The organism is Gordonia sesuvii (assembly GCF_036350415.1).
GTDB lineage: Bacteria > Actinomycetota > Actinomycetes > Mycobacteriales > Mycobacteriaceae > Gordonia > Gordonia sesuvii.
Map to the genome: position 1 here is coordinate 72,119 of NZ_JAZDUF010000002.1, position 19,155 is coordinate 91,273.

Consider the following 19,155-nt stretch of genomic DNA (forward strand, 5'->3'; position numbering starts at 1 on the left):
ACATGAGCTACGTCAAGCGGAGCTCGCGGAGATCCGCAGCGTCTCGACCCCCGAATACGAGCGTTCGCAGAGAGAATGCGGCATCGTCCACTTCGGGGTCGGTGGATTTCACCGGTCCCACGAGGCCATGTATCTGGACCGACTGTTCGCCGCGGACGCGGAGGCCGCGTCGGACTGGGGAATTTGCGGTGTCGGGGTGCGGCCGGCCGACGCCGCGATGCGTGATGCGTTGGTGCCGCAGGACGGTCTCTACACGCTGACCCTTCGTCATCCCGACGGTGCGGTGGAAACCACGATCGTGGGATCGATCATCAAATACCTCTATGCGCCGGATGATCCCGAAGGCGTCGTCGAACAGCTGGCCGCACCGGCGACGCGCATCGTCTCACTCACCGTGACCGAGGGGGGATACAACTTCTCGCCGTCCACCGGCGAGTTCGACCTCACGAACCCCGACATCGTCGCCGACCTCACCGAGGGTGCGGTGCCCCGCACTGTTTTCGGTCTGGTCACCGAGGCGCTGCGTCGTCGTCGGTCACGCGGTATCGAGTCATTCACCGTCATGTCGTGTGACAACATCGCGGGCAACGGGCATGTCGCCGAGTCGACCTTCCTCGCGTTCGCCCGCCACAAGGACCCCGAACTGGCCGACTGGATCGCCGACCACACCCGCTTCCCCAACTCGATGGTCGACCGCATCACCCCCGCCACCCCCGCGGAACTCCGCGCCGAGGTCCGCGACCGGACAGGCATCGACGACCGCTGGCCAGTGGTCGCCGAACCGTTCACCCAATGGGTGCTCGAGGACGCCTTCTCGATGGGGCGTCCCGCCCTCGAGGAGGTGGGCGTGCAGGTCGTCGACGATGTGACGCCCTACGAACTGATGAAGTTGCGGCTGCTCAACGCCGGCCATCAGGCGCTGTGCTACTTCGGATACCTGATGGGGTACCGGTACGTCCATGACGCGACTGCCGACCCGCTGATCGCGGAGCTGTTGCGCCGCTACATGTCCCAGGAGGGCCGCCCGACCTTGCAGCCGGTGCCCGGAGTCGACCTGGACTCCTACACCGAGACGCTGATCGCCCGGTTCGGCAACTCCGCGATCGCCGACACGATCGCGAGGCTGTGCCAGGACTCCTCGGACCGAATCCCCAAGTGGCTGGTACCCGTCATCCGAGACCGCCTCGACAGCGGGGGAGATGTCACCCTTTCCGCCGCGGTGGTCGCGTCGTGGACCCGGTACGCCGAGGGCGTCGACGAGGACGGTGCGGAGATCGCGGTGGTGGACCCGCTCTCGGAGCGAATGGTCTCGGCAGCGGTGAGATCGCGATCGGAACCGCTGGCATTCGTGTCCGACGCGAGCCTGTTCGGAAATCTCGCCGACGATGAACGGTTCACCAAGCCGTATCTGGCCGCCCTGGAATCCCTACGGAGCAACGGCGCGCGGGCGACCCTCGAGGGGTTGCTGGCATGACCCTGGTCGCAGGTGTCGACTCCTCGACGCAATCGTGCAAGGTCCTGATCTGTGATGCGGCCACCGGTGAGGTCGTTCGGAGCGGGTCGGCGCCGCACCCGCCGGGTACCGAGGTGCATCCGGACCACTGGTGGGACGCGCTGCAGAGTGCCGTCGAGTCCGCAGGCGGTCTGGGCGACGTGGCCGCCGTCTCGGTCGCCGGTCAACAGCACGGCCTGATCTGTCTCGACCGCGACGGGCAGGTGGTGCGGGATGCGTTGTTGTGGAACGACACCCGGTCGGCAGGCAGTGCCTCGACGCTGATCGACGAGCTCGGGGGCGCAGCGGAGTGGGCAGATCGGGTCGGTGTGGTCCCGGTCGCCTCCATCACCGCGACCAAACTGCGCTGGCTGGCCGACAACGAACCCGACCACGCCGATGCGACGGCGGCGGTGTGTCTGCCGCACGATTGGCTCACCTGGCGACTGCGCGGCGAGACGGACATCCACGAACTGACCACCGATCGTAGTGACGCATCGGGGACCGGCTACTACTCGGCGGCATCGGACAGCTATCGCGACGACGTGTTCGACATCGCCTTCGGCGGCCGTCGGCCTGTACTCCCGAGGGTTCTCGGTCCGGCCGACACCGCCGGCACCATGTCCGGGGGCATCGTGATCGGGGTGGGGGCCGGTGACAACGCCGCTGCTGCACTGGGATTGGCGGTGGGGCCGGGCGACTGTGTGGTCTCGCTGGGGACCTCGGGTGTGGTCAGTGCGGTCTCCGGGTCTCCTCCGCGCGACGCCGACGGCGTCGTTGCCGGTTTCGCGGATGCCACCGGCCGACACCTCCCGCTGGTGTGCACCCTCAACGGTGCACCGGTTCTGGCTGCGACCGCACGGATGCTCGGCGTCGATCTCGACGACTTCGGCACCCTCGCACTCTCCGCACAGCAGGGAGCGGGCGGGCTGGCGTTCGTGCCCTACCTCGCAGGCGAACGCACGCCGAACCTGCCGGACGCGACCGGGTCGCTGGTCGGCGTCACCGCCGACAACTGGACCCCCGAAAACGTGGCCCGCGCTGCCGTCGAGGGCCTGCTGTGCTCACTGCAGTACTGCCTGGACTTGGTTCGAGGGCAGGGTGTGGACCTCGACCGTGTCCTGATGATCGGTGGTGGGGTGCGGTCGGCGGCGGTGCGGGACATCGCACCCGAACTCTTCGGTCGCACTGTGCACATCCCTGAGGCGGGCGAGTACGTCGCGCTCGGCGCCGCCCGGCAGGCGGCGTGGGCCGCGACCGGCGAGCTCCCGGATTGGCAGGTGCCGGCTGAGGAGCGGACCGGCGTGGCGGCTGGTCCGCATGTCTACGCGCGCTACCGTGAGGCCGCGGATCTGGTGCTCCGGGGCTGACTCGGGCGGGGGCCCCTTCGTGACATCCCTTCGCAGGCTCCGGGATTCCTCAGGGGGCGGGTGGGAGCATCACGTTTCGGTCCCTGAGGAGCGAGGCGGGTGGGAGCGTCTCATTTCGATCCCTGAGGAGCGAGGCGGGTGGGTGCGTCACGTTTCGGTGCCTGAGGAGCGAGGCGATTGGGAGCGTCACGTCCCGATCCCTGAGGAGCGAGGCGCTAGCCGAGCGTCACGAAGGGGCACCGACGAACGTGCCTGCGCCCGTGACCAATGGCAGGTCGAGGGTGGTGCGGATTCCCGACGGGCCGTCGACGACGGTCGGGATGGCGTTCACGATCCGGCCGGCCGCCGCGACGATCGCCGCGTGGTTGTGGTCGCCGCGCTCGCTGGACGGACAGATGTCGACGCGGTAGGCGGGTTCTCCGACGATCTCGACCCGATAGCAGCCGCCGGGCTGGGCCGGTTGCGGCCACTGTGCACCGAGATCTCCGCGGAGACGGGTGACATGTTCGACGACGATCGCGGGTCGGCCTTCGACCATGCCGATGATCTCGAATCGGACGGCCGCGCGGGTTCCCTTCTCGACACGACCCGTGGCGACGTCGAAGGCCTCGGGCGCCGCCTCCTCTTCGTAGTGCTCGACGATCTCGTCCACGGTGACGCCGAGGCCGGCGGCGAGCTGACGAATCGTTGTGCCCCAAGCCATTCCCAGAATCCCCGGAAGGAATAGCATCGGTGTCTCGTCCATCGGCTTGCCGAAACCCATGACGTCGAACATCACGGTCGCGCCGTCGTAGGTGGCGTAGTCGGCGATCTCCATACAGCGGATCTGTTCGACCTGCTGACAGGTCCCGGCGAGGGCGAACGGGATGAGGTCGTTGGCGAAGCCCGGATCCACGCCCGTGATGAAGATGCTCGCCTCGTTGTCGGTGGCCGTCGACTCGAGTTTCTTGATGACTTTGTCCGGCATCACGCCCCAGGGGTATTGCAGGGTGTTCGGTGCCGACCCGACGACATCGATTCCCGCGGCGAGGAGGCGGATGCAGTCGTCGAAGGCCTCGACGGGGCGGGTGTCGCCCATGGCGCAGTAGACGACGCAATCCGGTTCGGTCGCGATGAGGGCGTCGAGATCGGCGGTCGCGGTGACGCCGGTCGGCCCGGCGTCGAGCTCGGCGAGCTCTACGGCGTCTTTGCCGACCTTCTCCGGGTTCGACACGCACACACCGACGAGGTCGAACCGTGCGTCGCCGATCAGTTGACGCAGCGCCAGCCGGCCGACGTTCCCGGTTCCGACGTGACCTACTCGGATGGCCATCGATCACTCCTTGCCTGGTCAGGTGAACAATTGTCCGGACTAGTGTCCACCTAGTAGATCACGACGGGCGGTGGATTGATAGAACCTGTTCTCATTCATCCCTTGACCAGGTAACCTTCCTCGCCATGGGACGTGTAGACGGCAAGGTTGCGTTGATCAGCGGTGGTTCTCGGGGGATGGGTGCGGCGCACGCACGCATGCTCGTCGGCGAGGGGGCGAAGGTGGTGATCGGCGACATCCTCGACGACGAGGGCAAGGCGCTCGCCGACGACCTCGGCGCGGCAGCGCGGTATGTCCACCTCGACGTGACCTCTCCGGATGACTGGACGAGCGCGGTGTCGGCCGCCGTCGACGACTTCGGCGCACTCAACGTTCTGGTGAACAATGCCGGGATCGTGAACGGTGCCGAGCTGCGCAAGTTCCGGCTCGACAAATGGAAGCAGATCCTCGACGTCAACCTCACCGGCACATTCCTCGGGATGCAGGCGGCGGTGGATCCGATGATCGCCGCCGGTGGCGGTTCGATCATCAACGTGTCATCGGTCGAAGGTCTGCGGGGCAGCCCGTGGGCCCACGGCTACGTGGCCACCAAGTGGGGTGTCCGTGGTCTGGCGAAATCGGCTGCGTTGGAACTGGCCTCGCACAACATCAGGGTCAACTCCATTCATCCCGGCCTGATCCGGACGCCGATGACCGAAGGGCTACCCGAGGATCTCGTCAAGATTCCGCTGGGTAGGCCGGCGGAGTCCGACGAGGTCGCGACGTTCGTTGTCTTCCTCGCCAGCGACGAGTCCTCCTACGCGACCGGGACCGAGTTCGTCATGGACGGCGGACTGACGGCCGACGTGCCGCACAAGTGACCACCGCGCGACTCATCGGGTGATCCTCGGGATGATCGCCACTAAAGCGACCATCCCGAGGACCTCGACGACGGTCTGGGTCACGACCACCGCGCCGGCAACCTCGAATCCCGCGGGCAGCGCGAGGGCGAGGGGCAACACGACCAGTGAGTTGCGGGTGGCTCCCGAGAACGCGATCGCGCGGCGCGCGGGCAGATCCAGGCCGGCGCGCCGAGCGATCAGTAACCCGAGTCCGGCCATCACCGCCAGGAACACCACGTAGACGGGGATCAACTCGACGATGTCGCGGGCGTGATCGCCCAGCGTGGCCATCTGGGATGCGACCACCACGACCAGGACCAGAACGACGAGCGGCACCATGAGAGTGCTCACCCCGGCCCGGAACCGGTCCATCTGCGGGATGGACCGGGCTGCGGCCTGTGTCGACCACGCGGCGGCGAGCGGCACCGCGATGAGAACGATGAACGCAACCACGAACGGTTCGGGTTCCACGATGTCGGCGATCTCCGTCCCCATGAAGATCGTGAGATAGACGGGCAGGAGTGCCATCTGCGCGAGCAACAGGATCGGCGTCGCCGCCAATAGCCGATGTCCGGCACCGCCGGCCAATCCGCTGAACACGATCACATAGTCGACACAGGGACACAGCAGCACAAGCAGGACGCCGATCCGGATGGCCGGCTCGTCCGGCAGCAGGGTGAACAGCACTCCGACCACGATCGGCACCACCACGAAGTTGACTGCCAGCAGTACCGCCATGAAACGGCTGTCCCGCAAGGACTTCCCGAGCGTCGCCGTGGGTACCTGCAGGAACGTCACGTACAGCAATCCAGCGATCGCGGGGTTGATCGCGAGTTCCAGCGATGACTGCCAGCTCGGCATCGACAGTCCCAGTCCCGCCCCGGCCGCCACGGCAGCCAGGTAGATCGCGACCTGGTGTCGTTCCATGGTCTCGGGAAGGGCGGCAGGTCGACGCACAAGGCCCATTCTGTCCGATGGCGCCCATCCTTCGCCGACCGCCAGATCGTCGCCGACCGTGTCGCGACAGGATGAATTTATTCAACAAGCGTTGACCACCGCATTCCGCAGTCGTACGCTCCGATCATGCGCGCCATGATTCTCAAGGAATTTCGCGAACTCCGGCGGGACCCCCGCACCCTGGCCATGCTGATCGTTCTGCCGCTGCTGCTCTTGGTGATCTTCGGATACGCAGCCAACTTCTACGTGTCGTCGGTCCAGACCGCGGTGGTCGGTCCCGCCGCGGCGCAAGTCGAGAACAGTCTGCCGTCGTACTTCGAGGTCACCGAGACGAATGAGGCCGATGGAACTGCGCAGGCCCAGGAGATGTTGCGGGAGAACAAGGTCGACGTGGCCATCGTGACGGGCGGTCCGGGCGAGCAACCGGTGGCGTATGTGGACGGATCGAACCTGTTCGCCGCGCAGTCGACGGTCTCGGTGCTGAACCGGCTGGGGGATCAGATCCGGACCGACATCTTGTTCAACCCGGACCTCAAGACGTCGTGGGTCATGGTGCCGGCGATCATCGGACTGATCCTCACGTTCATCGGCACCATCATCACCAGCATCGGTCTGGTTCGCGAACGTGAGGCGGGGACACTGGAACAGCTTGCCGTCATGCCGATACGGCCCAGTCAGGTGATCCTCGGGAAGATCGTGCCGTATTTCATCCTCGCCGCCATCGACATGGTGGTGGTCACGGTTCTCGGCATGGTTCTCTTCGGTGTCCCCTTCAACGGCAACGTCTTCGTGTTCGCGCTCGGCGCCGGGATCTTCCTGTTCGTCGTCCTCGGTCTCGGCGTGCTGATATCCACCATCTCGCAGACCACCGGGCAGGCCATCCAGACCGCTTTCCTGTTCCTGCTTCCGCAGATCTTGTTGTCCGGCATGATCTTCCCGCTGGATGCGATGGCGGCGGGCGTCCGGTGGATCGGGTACCTGCTTCCGCTGACCTACTTCACGATGATCTCCCAGGGAGTGATGCTGCGCGATGCCCCGATCGACTCGCTGTGGCTGCCGCTGGTCGTGCTCGCGGTGATGGCGGTGGTGGTGTTCACCGGGGCCACCCTGCGATTCCGCCGAGATCTGGCCCCCGATGTGAAGAAGTCGCCGCCGCCGGCCTCACCGACATCCACCGAGGCGACCGACGCGGACGTCGCATGACCGCCCCGACCGCCATCGCCACAGCCCGATCGGTGTCGGTGAGCTTCGGTGACCGAACGGCTCTCGACGACGTCACCGTCGAGGTTCCGGCCGGGCAGGTCGTCGCGCTCGTCGGTGGTGACGGTGCGGGTAAGTCGACGCTGCTGAGGGCGTTCGTCGGCGAGGTGGGCCCGGACAGCGGATCGATCTCGGCGCCGACCAAGCACGAGATCGGGTTCCTGTCCGCCGGGCCCGGCAGCTGGGCTGCGCTGACGGTCCGGCAGAACCTGGACCTCGTCGGTGGGATCTACGGGCTTACGGGTGACGAACTGGTCGATCGACGCGAAGGCGCCATCGATCGGGCAGGTCTACGGGTGGCCGCCGATCGCCTCGCATCGGCGCTCTCGGGCGGGATGCGGCGCAAGCTGGGTGCGGCGATGGCGATGCTTCATCGACCGCGTCTGCTGGTGCTCGACGAACCGAGCACAGGTGTCGATCCGGTGAGTCGAATCGACCTGTGGCGCATGATCTCCGAGGCCGCGGCCGACGGGGCGGCGGTGGTGATGTCGACGACCTACCTCGACGAGGCCGAACGGGCGGGGAACCTGGTCGTGCTCGACGGTGGACGGATCCTCACCCAGGGGTCCTACGACGAGGTACGCACGGCATTCACCGGGGTCATCACCGCCGCCGACGTGCCCGTCCGGCCGGAGTGGTCGTGGCGGCGGGGGAGACGACGCCACGAGTACTGGGCGCAGGGGAGTCCCGACACCGATGCGCAGACGGTGACACCAGACCTCGAGGACATCGTCATCGCCTTGTCGATGTCGCGACGACACGAGGAGCCGGCATCATGAGCGGCGAGGTGTTGCGTGCCGACTCGGTTACCCGTCGGTTCGGTGACTTCACCGCCGTCGACTCGGTGTCGATGACCGTGCGGCCGGGCGAGGTGGTCGGCCTGCTCGGCGCCAACGGTGCCGGGAAGACGACGTTGATCCGCATGCTGTTGGGGTTGCTGGCGACCAGCGAAGGCGCGGTCGAACTGCTCGGCGGTCCGCCCGACCGAACGCACCGGGCCCGGATGGGCTACGTGCCGCAGAACCTGGGGCTCTACCGAGACCTCACGGTGGTCGAGAACCTGTCATTCAGCGCCGCCGCATACGACGCCGCCATCCCCGAACTACCCGCCGCACTGGCAGATGTCCGGAACACGCTCGTCGGCGACCTCGCCCTCGGCGCCCAACGGCAGACGGCGTTCGTCGTGGCCCTGGCACACCATCCCGAGGTGCTGGTGCTCGACGAGCCGACCTCCGGCGTCGACGCGCTGTCCCGAGCCGAGCTGTGGGACACGATCAGGGCACAGGCCGACGGCGGGGCCGGTGTCCTGGTCACCACCCACTACATGGAAGAGGCGCAGCAATGTGACCGACTGCTGCTGATGGCCGGTGGCCGGCTTGTGGGGTCGGGGAGTGAAGACGACATCATCGGGGATACCCGCGCCGTCGCGGTGCACACGTCGGACTGGGCGCGGACCTTCGCGATCCTCAACGCCGCAGACATACCGGTGATCCTGGACGGCCGAGCGATTCGGGTGCCCGACACCGACCCGGCGACCATCGACGAGGCGTTGTCGGCGGCCGGGGTGGAGGCCGAGATCAGACCGGTGCGCGCCACCATCGAGGAGCGCATGCTGGTTCTTGCTCGAGAGCGATGACAGCGGCACGGGGCCGCGGTCGGCCCAGACTGGACGACACCGGCGACGACAAGCGCGGACAGATCCTCGACGCCGCTCGAGAAATGTTTGCGGAAAAGGGATTCGAACGAACGACGATGCGCGCGATCGGCACCCGCGCAGGCGTCGATCCGGCGCTCATCCATCACTACTTCGGCACCAAGAACGACCTCCTCGTCGCGGCCCTGCGACCCGAGATCGATCCCACCACGCTGTTCGCCGGCATCGCCGACCGCGGTACCGGCGTGGGACGCGAATTCGTGGAACGTGTCGTCGGCTTCTGGGAGGACAATCCACAACAGCGGTCGCGTGCGGTCGCACTGCTCAGGATCGCGGTGACCCACGAGCAGGTCGCCGATCGGCTGCGTGAGTTCTTCATCGACGTCGCGACCACAGTGTTGGGCGACGTCGCCCGCGCCGATGATCGGGAACGGCGGATCGCGCTCGTGGTCTCGCAGATGTTTGGATTGGTGCTGGCGCGCTATGTCATGAAGGTCGGCGAGATCGAGACCGCGACGGCGGCCGAACTCGGGCGGAGTGTGGGCGCCACCATCGACAACTATCTGTTGGGAGACCTGTAAGGCGGTCTCGGTCTGACCATCAACAGCGGGCCACCCCGGAAGACCATGGGGCACAATGGTCCCAACGTCGCCAGGAAGGATGCGATGATCCGCCCCGACAACGCCACGCGCGTGCGCTCGATGGTTCTGCTCGCCGCCGTTGTCGCAGCTCTGGTCGCGATCAACCTCACCGCCCACCTCGCCGGGAGCCCGGTCGCCGTCCTCGCCGTGCCCCTCGGGGCGGTCATCGTCGTCGGCGTGGCCCGGCTTGTGGGTCTGCAGTGGCGCGAGATGGGATTGAGCCGCGCAGAGCTTCGATCCGGCGTCCCCTACGCGTTGGCGGCGGTGGTCGCCGTGTTCGGGATCGTGACGGTGGCCGTCGCCATCCCGGCGACGCGTCAGTTCTTCTTGTCGGATCGTTTCGACAGTGCGACCGCAGCCCTGTTCGCCGCGCTGGTGACCATCCCCTTGCAGACGGTACTGCCGGAAGAATTGTTGTTCCGTGGTGTTCTGCAGGGGTCGCTGGGCCGGCTGTTCGGTGTCCGCACCACGCTGAGTCTCGGTGCGGCAGCGTTCGGGCTGTGGCACGTCGGGTCCTCGATGGGACTCACCGAGGGCAACGAAGGTCTGCGCTCGGTGCTGGGTTCCGGAGCGATCGGCCAGGTGCTGGGCATCGCCGGTGCCGTCGCCGCGACAACCGCGGCGGGGTTCGTGTTCGGTTGGCTGCGACATCGCACGACGAGTCTGTTGGCGCCCATCGCTCTGCACTGGGCGCTGAATGCCACCGGCGCGGTGGGAGCCGCCGTGGCGTGGCACCTGCCGTCCTGACAGTAAGGACGGACGTGAGGCACTACGTGGTGCCGAAGATCCGGTCCCCGGCGTCCCCGATCCCGGGCACGATGTAGCCGTTCTCGTCGAGCTCCCGATCGACCGCGGCCGTGAAGATCGGGACATCGGGATGAGCAGACCGCATCATGTCGATGCCTTGCGGACACGCCAATAGGCACACGAACTTGATCGAGAGGGGGGAGTACTCCTTGATGCGGTCGACGGCGGCCACCGCGGAATGTCCCGTCGCCAGCATCGGATCGACCACGACCACGTCACGTTCGGCGAGATCGCCGGGCATCTTGAAGTAGTACTCGACGGCAATCCTGGTCTTCGGGTCTCGGTAGAGCCCGATATGGCCTACCCGCGCACCCGGAACCACCGTCAGCATGCCGTCGACGATGCCGGTGCCCGCCCGCAGAATCGAAGCGAACACCAGCTTCTTGCCGTCGATGACGTTGGCGGTGGTCGTCTCGAACGGGGTCTCGATGGTCACCGGGTGCATCGGGATGTCGTGCAGCACGTCGTACGCCATGAGGGTGGAAATCTCGGTGAGGAGGCGTCGAAAATCGTTGGTGGACGTGTCCTTTCGCCGCATGAGCGTCAACTTGTGCTGTACCAGCGGATGGTCGATGAGAACCACGTCGTCCATGTCGGGATCCTTCGGGTCAGAAAACGGTGCCGTCACTGGCGATGTCGAGGGGAGGCAGACCTGCCCGCCGGGCCCGGGCGCATTCGCGCCCGGCCGCCCAGGTGCCCCCTTCCAGCACACAGGCCAACGGGAGTCGGTCGGCGTCGACCGCTAACTCGCGGCGTACGTCCTGCGCGATCTCGTCGATCAGCGTGACGGTCAGCGCCCGCCATTCCACGACGAGCTCATCGCCTGCGGCCCAGCGGTGTTGCGCGACATCAGGATCGCGGAGCCGCAGGACGCCGGTATCGAGCAGTAGACCGCCGTTGCGGTACTCCGGCAGTGCGGTCAGGGAATCGAGGCCGTCGACTCGATGGCCGGCCCACACGAACGGCTCGAGAAGGGAATACGTCAACCATTGCGAGAGTTTGTGGAACGGCATCCATCCGTCGGACAACCCGTCGCCACGGACGGCGTCGTGTCGCCAGCAGTCGCCCAGTGGGACACCACCGAGGGCGTTGCCGGACAGCCAGATCCCCGACGTGGTCGCCAATAGCAGGTCGAGGATGGCGTGGGCGTCGACCACGCCGGTGTCGGCACCTGCCAGCGTGTCGTAGAGGTGACCGGGCCGCAGATCGTCGCCGAAGACGTCGGTATGCCGGCCCATGGCGGACCCGAGCCGCCGCAGCAACTCCACGCGTCCGTCGAGCCCGACGAGCGGGTTGTGGTCGTCGACCTGGAATGCAGTGCCGAGATCGGCGACGGTCAGCCGGCGCAGACCGGCGGCATCGACCTGCATCGGCCGGTCGGGGTCGGTGGAGAACAGGCCATCGACGAAGGCATGCCAGCAGGCGACCGCGAGACCTTCGGACCGCCCGATCTGCAGGCCGGTGTCCGCTTCGACGTACGACCAGTCGGGACCTGCACCGGCGTCGAGGAGAACACTGACGACCGCCAGGTCGATGAGCGCCCTCGCCTGGGCTGCCCGATCGCCGGGCAGGAGTTGACGGATCCGGGCCGTGCGATCCGTACCGCCGGCCTCGAAATGTCGCCAGCGACTGTGAAATGGGATGTCGAGCTCGGGATATCGGCGTCGCGTCACGGTCACGACCTCGGCCGCGGCGGCCGGTAGCGCGTCGTCGTCGACGATGAACCACGCTGAATCGCCGGCACGGGCGCGCTCGGTCAGGCTGCCGGCCCGCTGCCGGATGGTCGTGGTGGACCGGAGAGTCTCGGCGGCGCGCAGCGCGCGGGTGACCTCCGGGAGGTCGACCGTCACGTGTTCAGACCTCTGCCCTTGGCCTTGCCCAGTTCCGCTGCGTCCGGCACCTGACCCGGGGTGAAATAGCCCGCGGCCATCTTTGCGTCGATCTCGACCTGGGCATCGGCGGGGATGAGTTCATCGGGAATGTTGACCCGCTCGCCGACCTCGATGCCCGAACCCGTGATGGCGTCGTACTTCATGTTGCTCATCGACACCAGGCGGTGGATCCTGCGGATTCCGAGCCAGTGCAGCACATCCGGCATCAACTCCTGAAACCGCATGTCCTGCACGCCCGCAACGCATTCGGTCCGTGCGAAGTACTGCTCTGCGGTGTCTCCGCCGACCTGCCGCTTCCGGGCGTTGTAGACGAGGAACTTGGTGACCTCGCCGAGAGCGCGTCCTTCTTTGCGTGAATAGGCGACCAGCCCGACACCTCCACGCTGTGCACCGAGGATGCATTCCTCGATCGCATGTGTCAGATACGGGCGGCACGTGCAGATGTCGGAACCGAAGACGTCCGATCCGTTGCACTCGTCGTGGACGCGTGCGGTGAGCTCGACCTCCGGATTCGCGAGATCGGTTGCACTACCGAAGATGTAGACGGTCTGACCACCGATCGGCGGGAGGAAGACCTCGAGGTCGGACCGGGTGACGAGCTCTGGGTACATCCCTCCGGTCTCCTCGAACAGCACGCGCCGGAGCGCGGCCTCGGTACAGCCGAATCGCTGCGCGACCCCGGGGAGGTACCACACCGGTTCGACGGCGGCCTTGGTGACGAGCGCGGCGCCGGAGTCGAGAAGGAAACGGCCGTCGGGCCGGAGTCGTCCCTGTGCGATGGCGTCGGCGATCTCGGGAAGGATCACGTGGGCCTTCGTGATCGCGATCGTCGGACGGATGTCGTGTCCGGCGGCCAATCGGTCGGCGAACACATCGGAGGTGACTGCCCCCCACGGATCGAGGCTGACGATGCGGTCGGAGTCCGACCATTGCGGGTGCGGGCCGACGACATCGGTGGGTGCGGTGTCGGTGAGGTCGGCGCGGTGTTCCCGGGACAGCGCGCCCGCGGCGACGGCCAGCGCGCGATAGACGCTGTACGAGCCGCTGTGGGTTCCGATGACGTTTCGGTGCGAACGGCGCGAGGTGGTGCCGACGACGGGGCCGCGTTCGGCCGGGGTCGGTGCGCCCCATCGGATCGGGAGTGCGTCGAGCCCGCCGCTGTGAGAGGTCAGTCGGATGTGGCCGGATGACGCGGGCGGCAGCGCATCCGGACTCAGATCTGAGGTCATCGTCGCTCCTGTCCGTGCAGCCCATCGGCGCCAGTGGAAGCGCCAGCATAGCGACTGCAGGGAACAGATGCTGGGCGAGGAGATAACAGATCTTCGACGATCGGCCGGTACGACGACCTCGGATACCGAACTCGCCGATCAGCGACGACTGTGCACCGATACCGCGTAGTCGTGGCCGTCGAACGGATCGCGATCCCACGTCGACCACCTGTCGACCAGGTCGAAGCCGGATCGCTCGGCGAGATGGTCGTAGTCCGCGAGGGATAGCCGATCCTCGCGCAGCGAGAACCCGGCGACCAGCAGACCGCCGGGCTCGATCCGCTGAGACAACTGGTCGAGGACGCGCCCCTCGGTGCCCGGCTCGAGGAAGATCATCACGTTGCCGGCGAGTACCGCGAGATCGAAGACCCCTTCGACGTTGGTGTCCAGTTCGGCGAGGTCGGCGAGCACCCAGGCGACGTCGGGTCCATTGCGTCTGGCGGTGGCCAGCATGTGGTCGTCGGCGTCGACGCCGACCACGGCGAATCCCCGGCGGCGGAGTTCGATCGCGACCCGGCCGGTTCCGCAGCCGGCATCGAGGATCCGCTGATCGGTTCTGTCGCCGATGAGCGATTGCACCAGGTCCGCCTCGCCATGGATGTTCTGCCCGCTCGCCGCCAGGTGCTGCCAGCGTTTGTCGTAGTCGTCGCCCTTCGGGGCCCTCGCGTCGTCCCATCGCGTCGCCATCGGCCCATCGTGCCATCGTTCGCGGTGCGAAGTCGGGTGTGTCGGGACTGTCCGTCGGACCCCGTGCGTCGTCGGTTGAACGGCTCGGGAAGTGTGTCAGGGATGGACATCTACGAGGCGATCTCGAGCCGGCGCGACGTACGCAACGAGTTCAGCGGGGACGTCGTCGACGAGGCCCGGTTGTGGCGGGTGCTGTCGGCCGCGCATGCGGCGCCGAGTGTCGGCAACACCCAGCCGTGGGACTTCGTGGTGATCCAGGACCCGGCGCACCTGGCCGCGTTCGCCGAACATGTCGCGGGTTGTCGTGCCGATTTCGCGCGATCGCTGCCCGCCGACCGCGCGCAGACCTTCGACCCGATCGTCGTCGAAGGCATTGAGCAGTCCGGCACCGGCATCGTGGTCACCTACGACGCCGACAGGGGAGGGCCCCACGTGCTCGGTCGTCACACGGTCGAGGAGACCGGGCGGTTGTCGGTCGGGTTGGCGATCCAGAACCTGTGGCTCGCCGCGACCGCCGAAGGACTCGGCGTGGGATGGGTGTCGTTCTATCGGCCCGATGCCGTGCGCCGGCTGATCGACCTGCCGAGAGGTCTCGACGTCGTCGCGTGGCTGTGTATCGGACCGGTCACGCAACTGCAGACCGTGCCCGATCTCGAACGTTTCGGTTGGCGGTCACGCCGTCCGCTCGCCGACGCGGTGCACCGGGAGACATTCACGACGCAGAGCGCGAGTGCCTCCCACGGCGACGGTGCGGTCCACCCGGGATACGTTCCGACAGAGTCTGATTGAGCAGACCGACGCGCGGGCATGCGGATACGACAGTGCCCTCCGGCGGTGGCCGGAGGGCACTGTCGTCGATCAGCAGATGATCAGACGTCGAACCGGTCGAGGTTCATGACCTTGTCCCATGCCGCGACGAAGTCCTTCACGAACTTCTCCTTGGCATCGTCCTCGGCGTAGACCTCGGCCAGGGCCCGCAGTTGCGAGTTGGAACCGAAGACCAGGTCGGCACGCGTGCCGGTCCACTTCGTCGTTCCGCTCTCGCGATCCTTACCGACATAGGAGCCGTCGTCGGCGGGCGACGGGGTCCACTCGGTGGCCATGTCCAGCACGTTGACGAAGAAGTCGTTCGTCAACTGGCCCGGCGTCTCGGTGAGCACGCCGTGCGACGAACCCTTGTAGTTCGCGCCCAGAACCCGCAGCCCGCCGACGAGCACCGTCATCTCCGGTGCCGACAGCGTGAGCAGGTTGGCCTTGTCCAGCAGGCGGTACTCGGCGGGAAGCTCGCTGGCCTTGCCCGCGTAGTTCCGGAAGCCGTCGGCCTTGGGCTCCATGTGCGCGAAGGAGTCCTCGTCCGTCATCTCCTGGGTGGCATCGGTACGGCCCGGGGTGAACGGGACGGAGACGTCGACGCCGGCGTCCTTGGCCGCCTTCTCGACGCCGGCCACACCGCCGAGCACCACGAGATCGGCGAAGGAAACCTTGGCTCCCGCCTCACCGTTGAAGCTCTCCTGGATGCGCTCGAGGGTGCTGATGACCTGTGCGAGCTCGTCAGGCTCGTTGACCTCCCAGCCGACCTGCGGCTGCAGGCGGATGCGCCCACCGTTGGCGCCGCCGCGGAAGTCGCTGCCGCGGAACGACGATGCGGCCTTCCACGCGGTGGAGACGAGCTGTGCGACGCTCAGGCCGGAGTCGAGCAGCTGCGCCTTGAGCGAGTCGACATCGGCGTCCGACAGTGTCGGCCCCTCCTGCGCGGGCACGTTGTCCTGCCAGATGTAGGTCTCCGACGGCACCAGGGGTCCGCGGTAGCGGATCGCCGGACCCATGTCGCGGTGCAGCAGCTTGAACCATGCCTTGGCGAACTCGTCGGCGAGCTCCTCGGGATGGTCGAGCCACCGCCGGGTGATCTTCTCGAAGCCCGGATCCAATCGCATCGACAGGTCCGTGGTGAGCATCGACGGATGGGTCTTGCCCTCGCCGAACGCGTTCGGGACGGTGCCGTCGCCTCCGGCATCCTTCGGCTTCCACTGGTTGGCGCCGGCCGGGCTCTGGAAGAGCTCCCACTCGTAGCCGTAGAGGATCTCCAGGAAGCTGTTGTCCCACTTGGTCGGCGTGTTGGTCCAGATGACCTCGAGGCCGCTGGTGATGGCGTCGGCGCCGACACCGGTGCCCTGCGGGTTCACCCAGCCCAGACCCATCTGCTCGATGGGCGCGGCCTCCGGCTCCGGGCCGACGAGCTCGGCGTCACCGTTGCCGTGGGTCTTACCGAAGGTGTGGCCGCCCACGATGAGCGCGGCGGTCTCGACGTCGTTCATCGCCATCCGGCCGAAGGTCTCGCGGATGTCGACGGCTGCCGCCAGCGGATCCGAATTGCCATTGGGGCCTTCGGGGTTGACGTAGATCAGGCCCATCTGCACTGCGGCGAGCGGGTTCTCGAGGTCACGCTCACCGCTGTAGCGGCTGTCGCCGAGCCATTCGGCCTCGGGGCCCCAGTAGACCTCTTCGGGCTCCCACTGATCGGGGCGTCCGAAGGCGAAGCCGGCGGTCTTGAAGCCCATGGACTCCAGTGCCACGTTGCCCGCGAGGACCAGCAGGTCGGCCCACGAGATCGCCTTGCCGTACTTCTTCTTGACCGGCCACAGGAGACGACGGGCCTTGTCCAGGCTGGCATTGTCCGGCCAGCTGTTGAGCGGCGCGAAGCGCTGCATCCCCGAACCGGCGCCGCCGCGGCCGTCCTCGACGCGGTAGGTGCCGGCCGCATGCCACGACATCCGGATGAACAGAGGACCGTAGTGGCCGAAGTCGGCCGGCCACCACGACTGCGAGGTCGTCATGACCTCGACGAGATCGGCCTTGAGCGCGTCGACGTCGAGCGTCTGCAGCGCGGCGTCGTAGTCGTAGGACTCGTCGAGCGGGTTCACCACGTCCGGGTTGTGTGCCAGGAGCTTGAGATTGAGCTGATTGGGCCACCAGTCACGGTTGCCGCCACCCTCGACGGGCGGCTTGATCCGCATCGGGCATCCCTTGTCGGCTGCCTCGGTGTTGGCCTCGGCGATAGGAGGGTGCTCGGTGGCGTGGGCGGGGTTTTGCTCGGTCACGACAAACCTTTCCGGGAGTGAGTGATTCGGGCTGTGATCACGGATGTGATCCCGAAGGGAGGGAGTCCGCGCAGTCGGCGCAGAAACCCCAATAGATGACCTCGGCCTCGTCGAGGACGAAGCCGTGGTGCTCCGACGGGGTGAGGCATGGTGCAGCCCCGACGGCACAGTCGACGTCACCGATGGCCCCGCAGGACCGGCAGATGACGTGGTGGTGGTTGTCGCCGACGCGCGACTCGTAGCGGGCCACGTGGCCGGACGGCTGGATTCGCCGTACGAGCCCGGCGGTCGTCAACGCGCGGAGCACGTCGTAGATCGCTTGCTTGGACACGTCAGGAAGTCCGGCCCGGACGGCCCCGACGATGGTGTCGGTGTCGGCATGGGGATGTGCCCACACGGCGTCCAGAACGGCGAGACGCGGACGGGTGACCCGCAGATCCGCGTCACGCAAACGCTTTACGTGATCAGTGGGAGACGGCACGCAGACAATGATGCCGGTTTTCTGGACTCAGTCAAGTCTTGACGGAAAGCTGCTGGTCGGCGGCAGTCAGTCCAGTGCACCGTTGGACTCGACCCGGAAGCCCACCTTGAGGGTGACCTGGGTGTGGGCGACCTTGCCGTCCACGATGTGGCCGCGCGTGCTGACCACCTCGAACCACTCGACATTGCGAGTCGTCTCCGAGACCCGGGCGATGGCGTTGGCGATGGCCTGATCGATGCCCTCCGGTGAGGACCCGACAACCTCGATGACGCGATAGGTGTGATCACTCATGAGCCGATGGTCCCATGCGGTGCCCCGGCGCGGGTGCGAACGCGCGACTTGCCCTCCCGCGCTCGCGGTGCAGTGTGCGTACGGGGAGAGGGTGCGCGTCGGCCGTTACTCGGGGGAGGGCACTCAGATGCGGACGTATCCGCTGTCGGTGCGGTCCACCTGCTCGAGATCGATCAGGCGCTCGAGATGGAGTTCCGCGGTTCGGCGCTCGACGGCGTCGACGAACGGCAGCTGCACATGGGGTCGGTACACCAGACGGTGGGCGACGATGTCGCCGAGCGTTCGCGGTCTGTCCAGGAAATCCAGCAGCCGGTCATCGCGGCGAGCGATGACCGCTGCGTAGTCGGTGAGGCGGCGGCGGAATTCGGTGGCGCCTTCGACGACACCCTTCTGGTGAAAGGTGCCGTACCACCGTGCCTCGATGTCGCGGACCGCGTCGATGGAGCGGAGGTAGGCCTCGACACTGCTCCCGACATCGCCGTACATCGGCCCGAACGAGGTGAGGTCGATGTCGGCCACGTACAGGAACCCGGTCGGCTCGACGAGCACCCCGCAGTGGCCTGCGGTGTGCCCCGGCAGGTGGATCACGGTGGCGGTCACATCGCCGAGATCGAACACATGCCCGTCGTCGACTCCGGTGGTTGCCGGGAACCCGGCGGGCAGATCGAACTGACCGTGAATGTCCTCGGCAACGTCGATCTTCTCCTGGGAGGTCAGACCGTAGCCGTCGAGCAGGACGTCGAGGGATCGGACCGCTTCGACATCCGAATGGTGCGAGTACGTGGGGGCCGAGAAATGCTTGAGGCCCGCGATGTGGTCCTCGTGGGCGTGGCTGACCATCACGGCGTCGACGCCGACCGGGTCGTGATCGACCTCGAGCGACGGGTCGATCGCCAGACTTCCGGCCGACCCGTTGACGATCACCGAGTTGCCGTACGGGTATGCGCCCCCGTGAGCCGAAGCCAGCACCGAGACCGCACCGAACGGTGTCGCACGAAACGACGACGCTGCCATCATGACCGTTTCGTACCGCTGGTGATCGCCCCTGTCAATGTCACCGTCCA

19 protein-coding genes are annotated in these 19,155 nt (G+C 66.9%); 9 read left to right on the forward strand and 10 right to left on the reverse strand.

Going from position 1 to position 19,155, the window contains the following annotated elements:
* Positions 1-31 precede the first annotated feature (31 nt).
* Together VZC37_RS07180 and xylB are read left to right on the forward strand one after the other, a co-directional pair.
* Positions 32-1,474 (forward strand): mannitol dehydrogenase family protein, encoded by a 1,443-nt coding sequence (locus VZC37_RS07180; protein WP_330432468.1) that lies wholly within the window; start codon positions 32-34, stop codon positions 1,472-1,474.
* Positions 1,471-2,862, forward strand: coding sequence for a xylulokinase (gene xylB, locus VZC37_RS07185; RefSeq protein WP_330431794.1), 1,392 nt, complete (start codon positions 1,471-1,473; stop codon positions 2,860-2,862). Before VZC37_RS07180 ends, xylB begins: the two co-directional genes overlap by 4 nt.
* Before the next feature lie 226 nt (positions 2,863-3,088).
* Here xylB and VZC37_RS07190 read toward each other — a convergent pair whose 3' ends face one another.
* Complete coding sequence (locus VZC37_RS07190; RefSeq protein WP_330431795.1) at positions 3,089-4,174, reverse strand: NAD(P)H-dependent amine dehydrogenase family protein; 1,086 nt, start codon at positions 4,172-4,174, stop codon at positions 3,089-3,091.
* A gap of 125 nt (positions 4,175-4,299) precedes the next feature.
* Here VZC37_RS07190 and VZC37_RS07195 point away from each other — a divergent pair, with 125 nt between their 5' ends.
* Positions 4,300-5,034, forward strand: a complete 735-nt coding sequence (locus VZC37_RS07195; RefSeq protein WP_330431796.1) for a glucose 1-dehydrogenase — start codon at positions 4,300-4,302, stop codon at positions 5,032-5,034.
* A gap of 12 nt (positions 5,035-5,046) precedes the next feature.
* On the opposite strand, the gene VZC37_RS07200 is transcribed toward VZC37_RS07195, so the two are convergent.
* Entirely contained in the window at positions 5,047-6,021 is a 975-nt protein-coding gene (locus tag VZC37_RS07200) for a bile acid:sodium symporter (RefSeq protein WP_330431797.1), read from the reverse strand.
* Positions 6,022-6,138: 117 nt separating this feature from the next.
* Here VZC37_RS07200 and VZC37_RS07205 point away from each other — a divergent pair, with 117 nt between their 5' ends.
* The 5 genes from VZC37_RS07205 (at position 6,139) to VZC37_RS07225 (ending at position 10,314) form a co-directional block, all read left to right on the forward strand.
* Complete coding sequence (locus tag VZC37_RS07205) at positions 6,139-7,215, forward strand: ABC transporter permease (protein ID WP_330431798.1); 1,077 nt, start codon at positions 6,139-6,141, stop codon at positions 7,213-7,215.
* Positions 7,212-8,051: an ABC transporter ATP-binding protein gene (locus VZC37_RS07210; RefSeq protein ID WP_330431799.1), complete on the forward strand. Its 840-nt coding sequence runs from the start codon at positions 7,212-7,214 to the stop codon at positions 8,049-8,051. Before VZC37_RS07205 ends, VZC37_RS07210 begins: the two co-directional genes overlap by 4 nt.
* Positions 8,048-8,908 (forward strand): ABC transporter ATP-binding protein, encoded by an 861-nt coding sequence (locus VZC37_RS07215; protein WP_330431800.1) that lies wholly within the window; start codon positions 8,048-8,050, stop codon positions 8,906-8,908. Before VZC37_RS07210 ends, VZC37_RS07215 begins: the two co-directional genes overlap by 4 nt.
* A complete protein-coding gene (locus VZC37_RS07220) occupies positions 8,905-9,507 on the forward strand; it encodes a TetR/AcrR family transcriptional regulator (protein ID WP_330431801.1) in 603 nt (200 codons plus the stop codon). Before VZC37_RS07215 ends, VZC37_RS07220 begins: the two co-directional genes overlap by 4 nt.
* A gap of 84 nt (positions 9,508-9,591) precedes the next feature.
* A complete protein-coding gene (locus VZC37_RS07225; protein ID WP_330431802.1) occupies positions 9,592-10,314 on the forward strand; it encodes a CPBP family intramembrane glutamic endopeptidase in 723 nt (240 codons plus the stop codon).
* Between the two features lie 22 nt (positions 10,315-10,336).
* Here the strand turns inward: VZC37_RS07225 and upp are convergent, their stop codons facing one another.
* The 4 genes from upp to VZC37_RS07245 all read right to left on the reverse strand — a co-directional run bounded on the left by upp (position 10,337) and on the right by VZC37_RS07245 (position 14,221).
* Entirely contained in the window at positions 10,337-10,966 is a 630-nt protein-coding gene (upp, locus tag VZC37_RS07230; RefSeq protein ID WP_330431803.1) for a uracil phosphoribosyltransferase, read from the reverse strand.
* A 16-nt stretch (positions 10,967-10,982) separates the two neighbouring features.
* Complete coding sequence (locus tag VZC37_RS07235; RefSeq protein WP_330431804.1) at positions 10,983-12,224, reverse strand: URC4/urg3 family protein; 1,242 nt, start codon at positions 12,222-12,224, stop codon at positions 10,983-10,985.
* Positions 12,221-13,495, reverse strand: a complete 1,275-nt coding sequence (locus VZC37_RS07240) for a GTP cyclohydrolase II (RefSeq protein WP_330431805.1) — start codon at positions 13,493-13,495, stop codon at positions 12,221-12,223. Before VZC37_RS07240 ends, VZC37_RS07235 begins: the two co-directional genes overlap by 4 nt.
* A 138-nt stretch (positions 13,496-13,633) precedes the next feature.
* Positions 13,634-14,221, reverse strand: a complete 588-nt coding sequence (locus VZC37_RS07245; RefSeq protein ID WP_330431806.1) for a class I SAM-dependent DNA methyltransferase — start codon at positions 14,219-14,221, stop codon at positions 13,634-13,636.
* A 102-nt stretch (positions 14,222-14,323) separates the two neighbouring features.
* Here VZC37_RS07245 and bluB point away from each other — a divergent pair, with 102 nt between their 5' ends.
* Positions 14,324-15,010 carry a 5,6-dimethylbenzimidazole synthase gene (bluB, locus tag VZC37_RS07250; protein WP_330431807.1) on the forward strand — a complete coding sequence of 229 codons (687 nt, stop codon included), beginning with the start codon at positions 14,324-14,326 and terminating at the stop codon, positions 15,008-15,010.
* 80 nt (positions 15,011-15,090) lie between these two features.
* Here bluB and katG read toward each other — a convergent pair whose 3' ends face one another.
* From katG to VZC37_RS07270, 4 genes are all read right to left on the reverse strand, one after another.
* Positions 15,091-17,235: a catalase/peroxidase HPI gene (gene katG / locus VZC37_RS07255; protein ID WP_431309380.1), complete on the reverse strand. Its 2,145-nt coding sequence runs from the start codon at positions 17,233-17,235 to the stop codon at positions 15,091-15,093.
* 121 nt (positions 17,236-17,356) lie between these two features.
* On the reverse strand, positions 17,357-17,800 hold the full coding sequence (locus VZC37_RS07260) for a Fur family transcriptional regulator (RefSeq protein ID WP_330431809.1): 444 nt from the start codon (positions 17,798-17,800) through the stop codon (positions 17,357-17,359).
* Positions 17,801-17,866: 66 nt separating this feature from the next.
* A complete protein-coding gene (locus VZC37_RS07265; protein WP_330431810.1) occupies positions 17,867-18,091 on the reverse strand; it encodes a dodecin in 225 nt (74 codons plus the stop codon).
* 123 nt (positions 18,092-18,214) lie between these two features.
* Complete coding sequence (locus tag VZC37_RS07270) at positions 18,215-19,108, reverse strand: MBL fold metallo-hydrolase (RefSeq protein ID WP_330432469.1); 894 nt, start codon at positions 19,106-19,108, stop codon at positions 18,215-18,217.
* Between the last annotated feature and the right edge of the window lie 47 nt (positions 19,109-19,155).

Bases quoted from the DNA above. Each gene is read 5' to 3' on its own strand.
- xylB (WP_330431794.1), top strand. From the start codon at position 1,471: ATGACCCTGGTCGCAGGTGTCGACTCCTCGACGCAATCGTGCAAGGTC.
- VZC37_RS07190 (WP_330431795.1), bottom strand. From the start codon at position 4,174: ATGGCCATCCGAGTAGGTCACGTCGGAACCGGGAACGTCGGCCGGCTG.
- VZC37_RS07195 (WP_330431796.1), top strand. From the start codon at position 4,300: ATGGGACGTGTAGACGGCAAGGTTGCGTTGATCAGCGGTGGTTCTCGG.
- VZC37_RS07200 (WP_330431797.1), bottom strand. From the start codon at position 6,021: ATGGGCCTTGTGCGTCGACCTGCCGCCCTTCCCGAGACCATGGAACGA.
- VZC37_RS07205 (WP_330431798.1), top strand. From the start codon at position 6,139: ATGCGCGCCATGATTCTCAAGGAATTTCGCGAACTCCGGCGGGACCCC.
- VZC37_RS07210 (WP_330431799.1), top strand. From the start codon at position 7,212: ATGACCGCCCCGACCGCCATCGCCACAGCCCGATCGGTGTCGGTGAGC.
- VZC37_RS07215 (WP_330431800.1), top strand. From the start codon at position 8,048: ATGAGCGGCGAGGTGTTGCGTGCCGACTCGGTTACCCGTCGGTTCGGT.
- VZC37_RS07220 (WP_330431801.1), top strand. From the start codon at position 8,905: ATGACAGCGGCACGGGGCCGCGGTCGGCCCAGACTGGACGACACCGGC.
- VZC37_RS07225 (WP_330431802.1), top strand. From the start codon at position 9,592: ATGATCCGCCCCGACAACGCCACGCGCGTGCGCTCGATGGTTCTGCTC.
- upp (WP_330431803.1), bottom strand. From the start codon at position 10,966: ATGGACGACGTGGTTCTCATCGACCATCCGCTGGTACAGCACAAGTTG.
- VZC37_RS07240 (WP_330431805.1), bottom strand. From the start codon at position 13,495: ATGACCTCAGATCTGAGTCCGGATGCGCTGCCGCCCGCGTCATCCGGC.
- VZC37_RS07245 (WP_330431806.1), bottom strand. From the start codon at position 14,221: ATGGCGACGCGATGGGACGACGCGAGGGCCCCGAAGGGCGACGACTAC.
- bluB (WP_330431807.1), top strand. From the start codon at position 14,324: ATGGACATCTACGAGGCGATCTCGAGCCGGCGCGACGTACGCAACGAG.
- katG (WP_431309380.1), bottom strand. From the start codon at position 17,235: ATGCGGATCAAGCCGCCCGTCGAGGGTGGCGGCAACCGTGACTGGTGG.
- VZC37_RS07265 (WP_330431810.1), bottom strand. From the start codon at position 18,091: ATGAGTGATCACACCTATCGCGTCATCGAGGTTGTCGGGTCCTCACCG.
- VZC37_RS07270 (WP_330432469.1), bottom strand. From the start codon at position 19,108: ATGATGGCAGCGTCGTCGTTTCGTGCGACACCGTTCGGTGCGGTCTCG.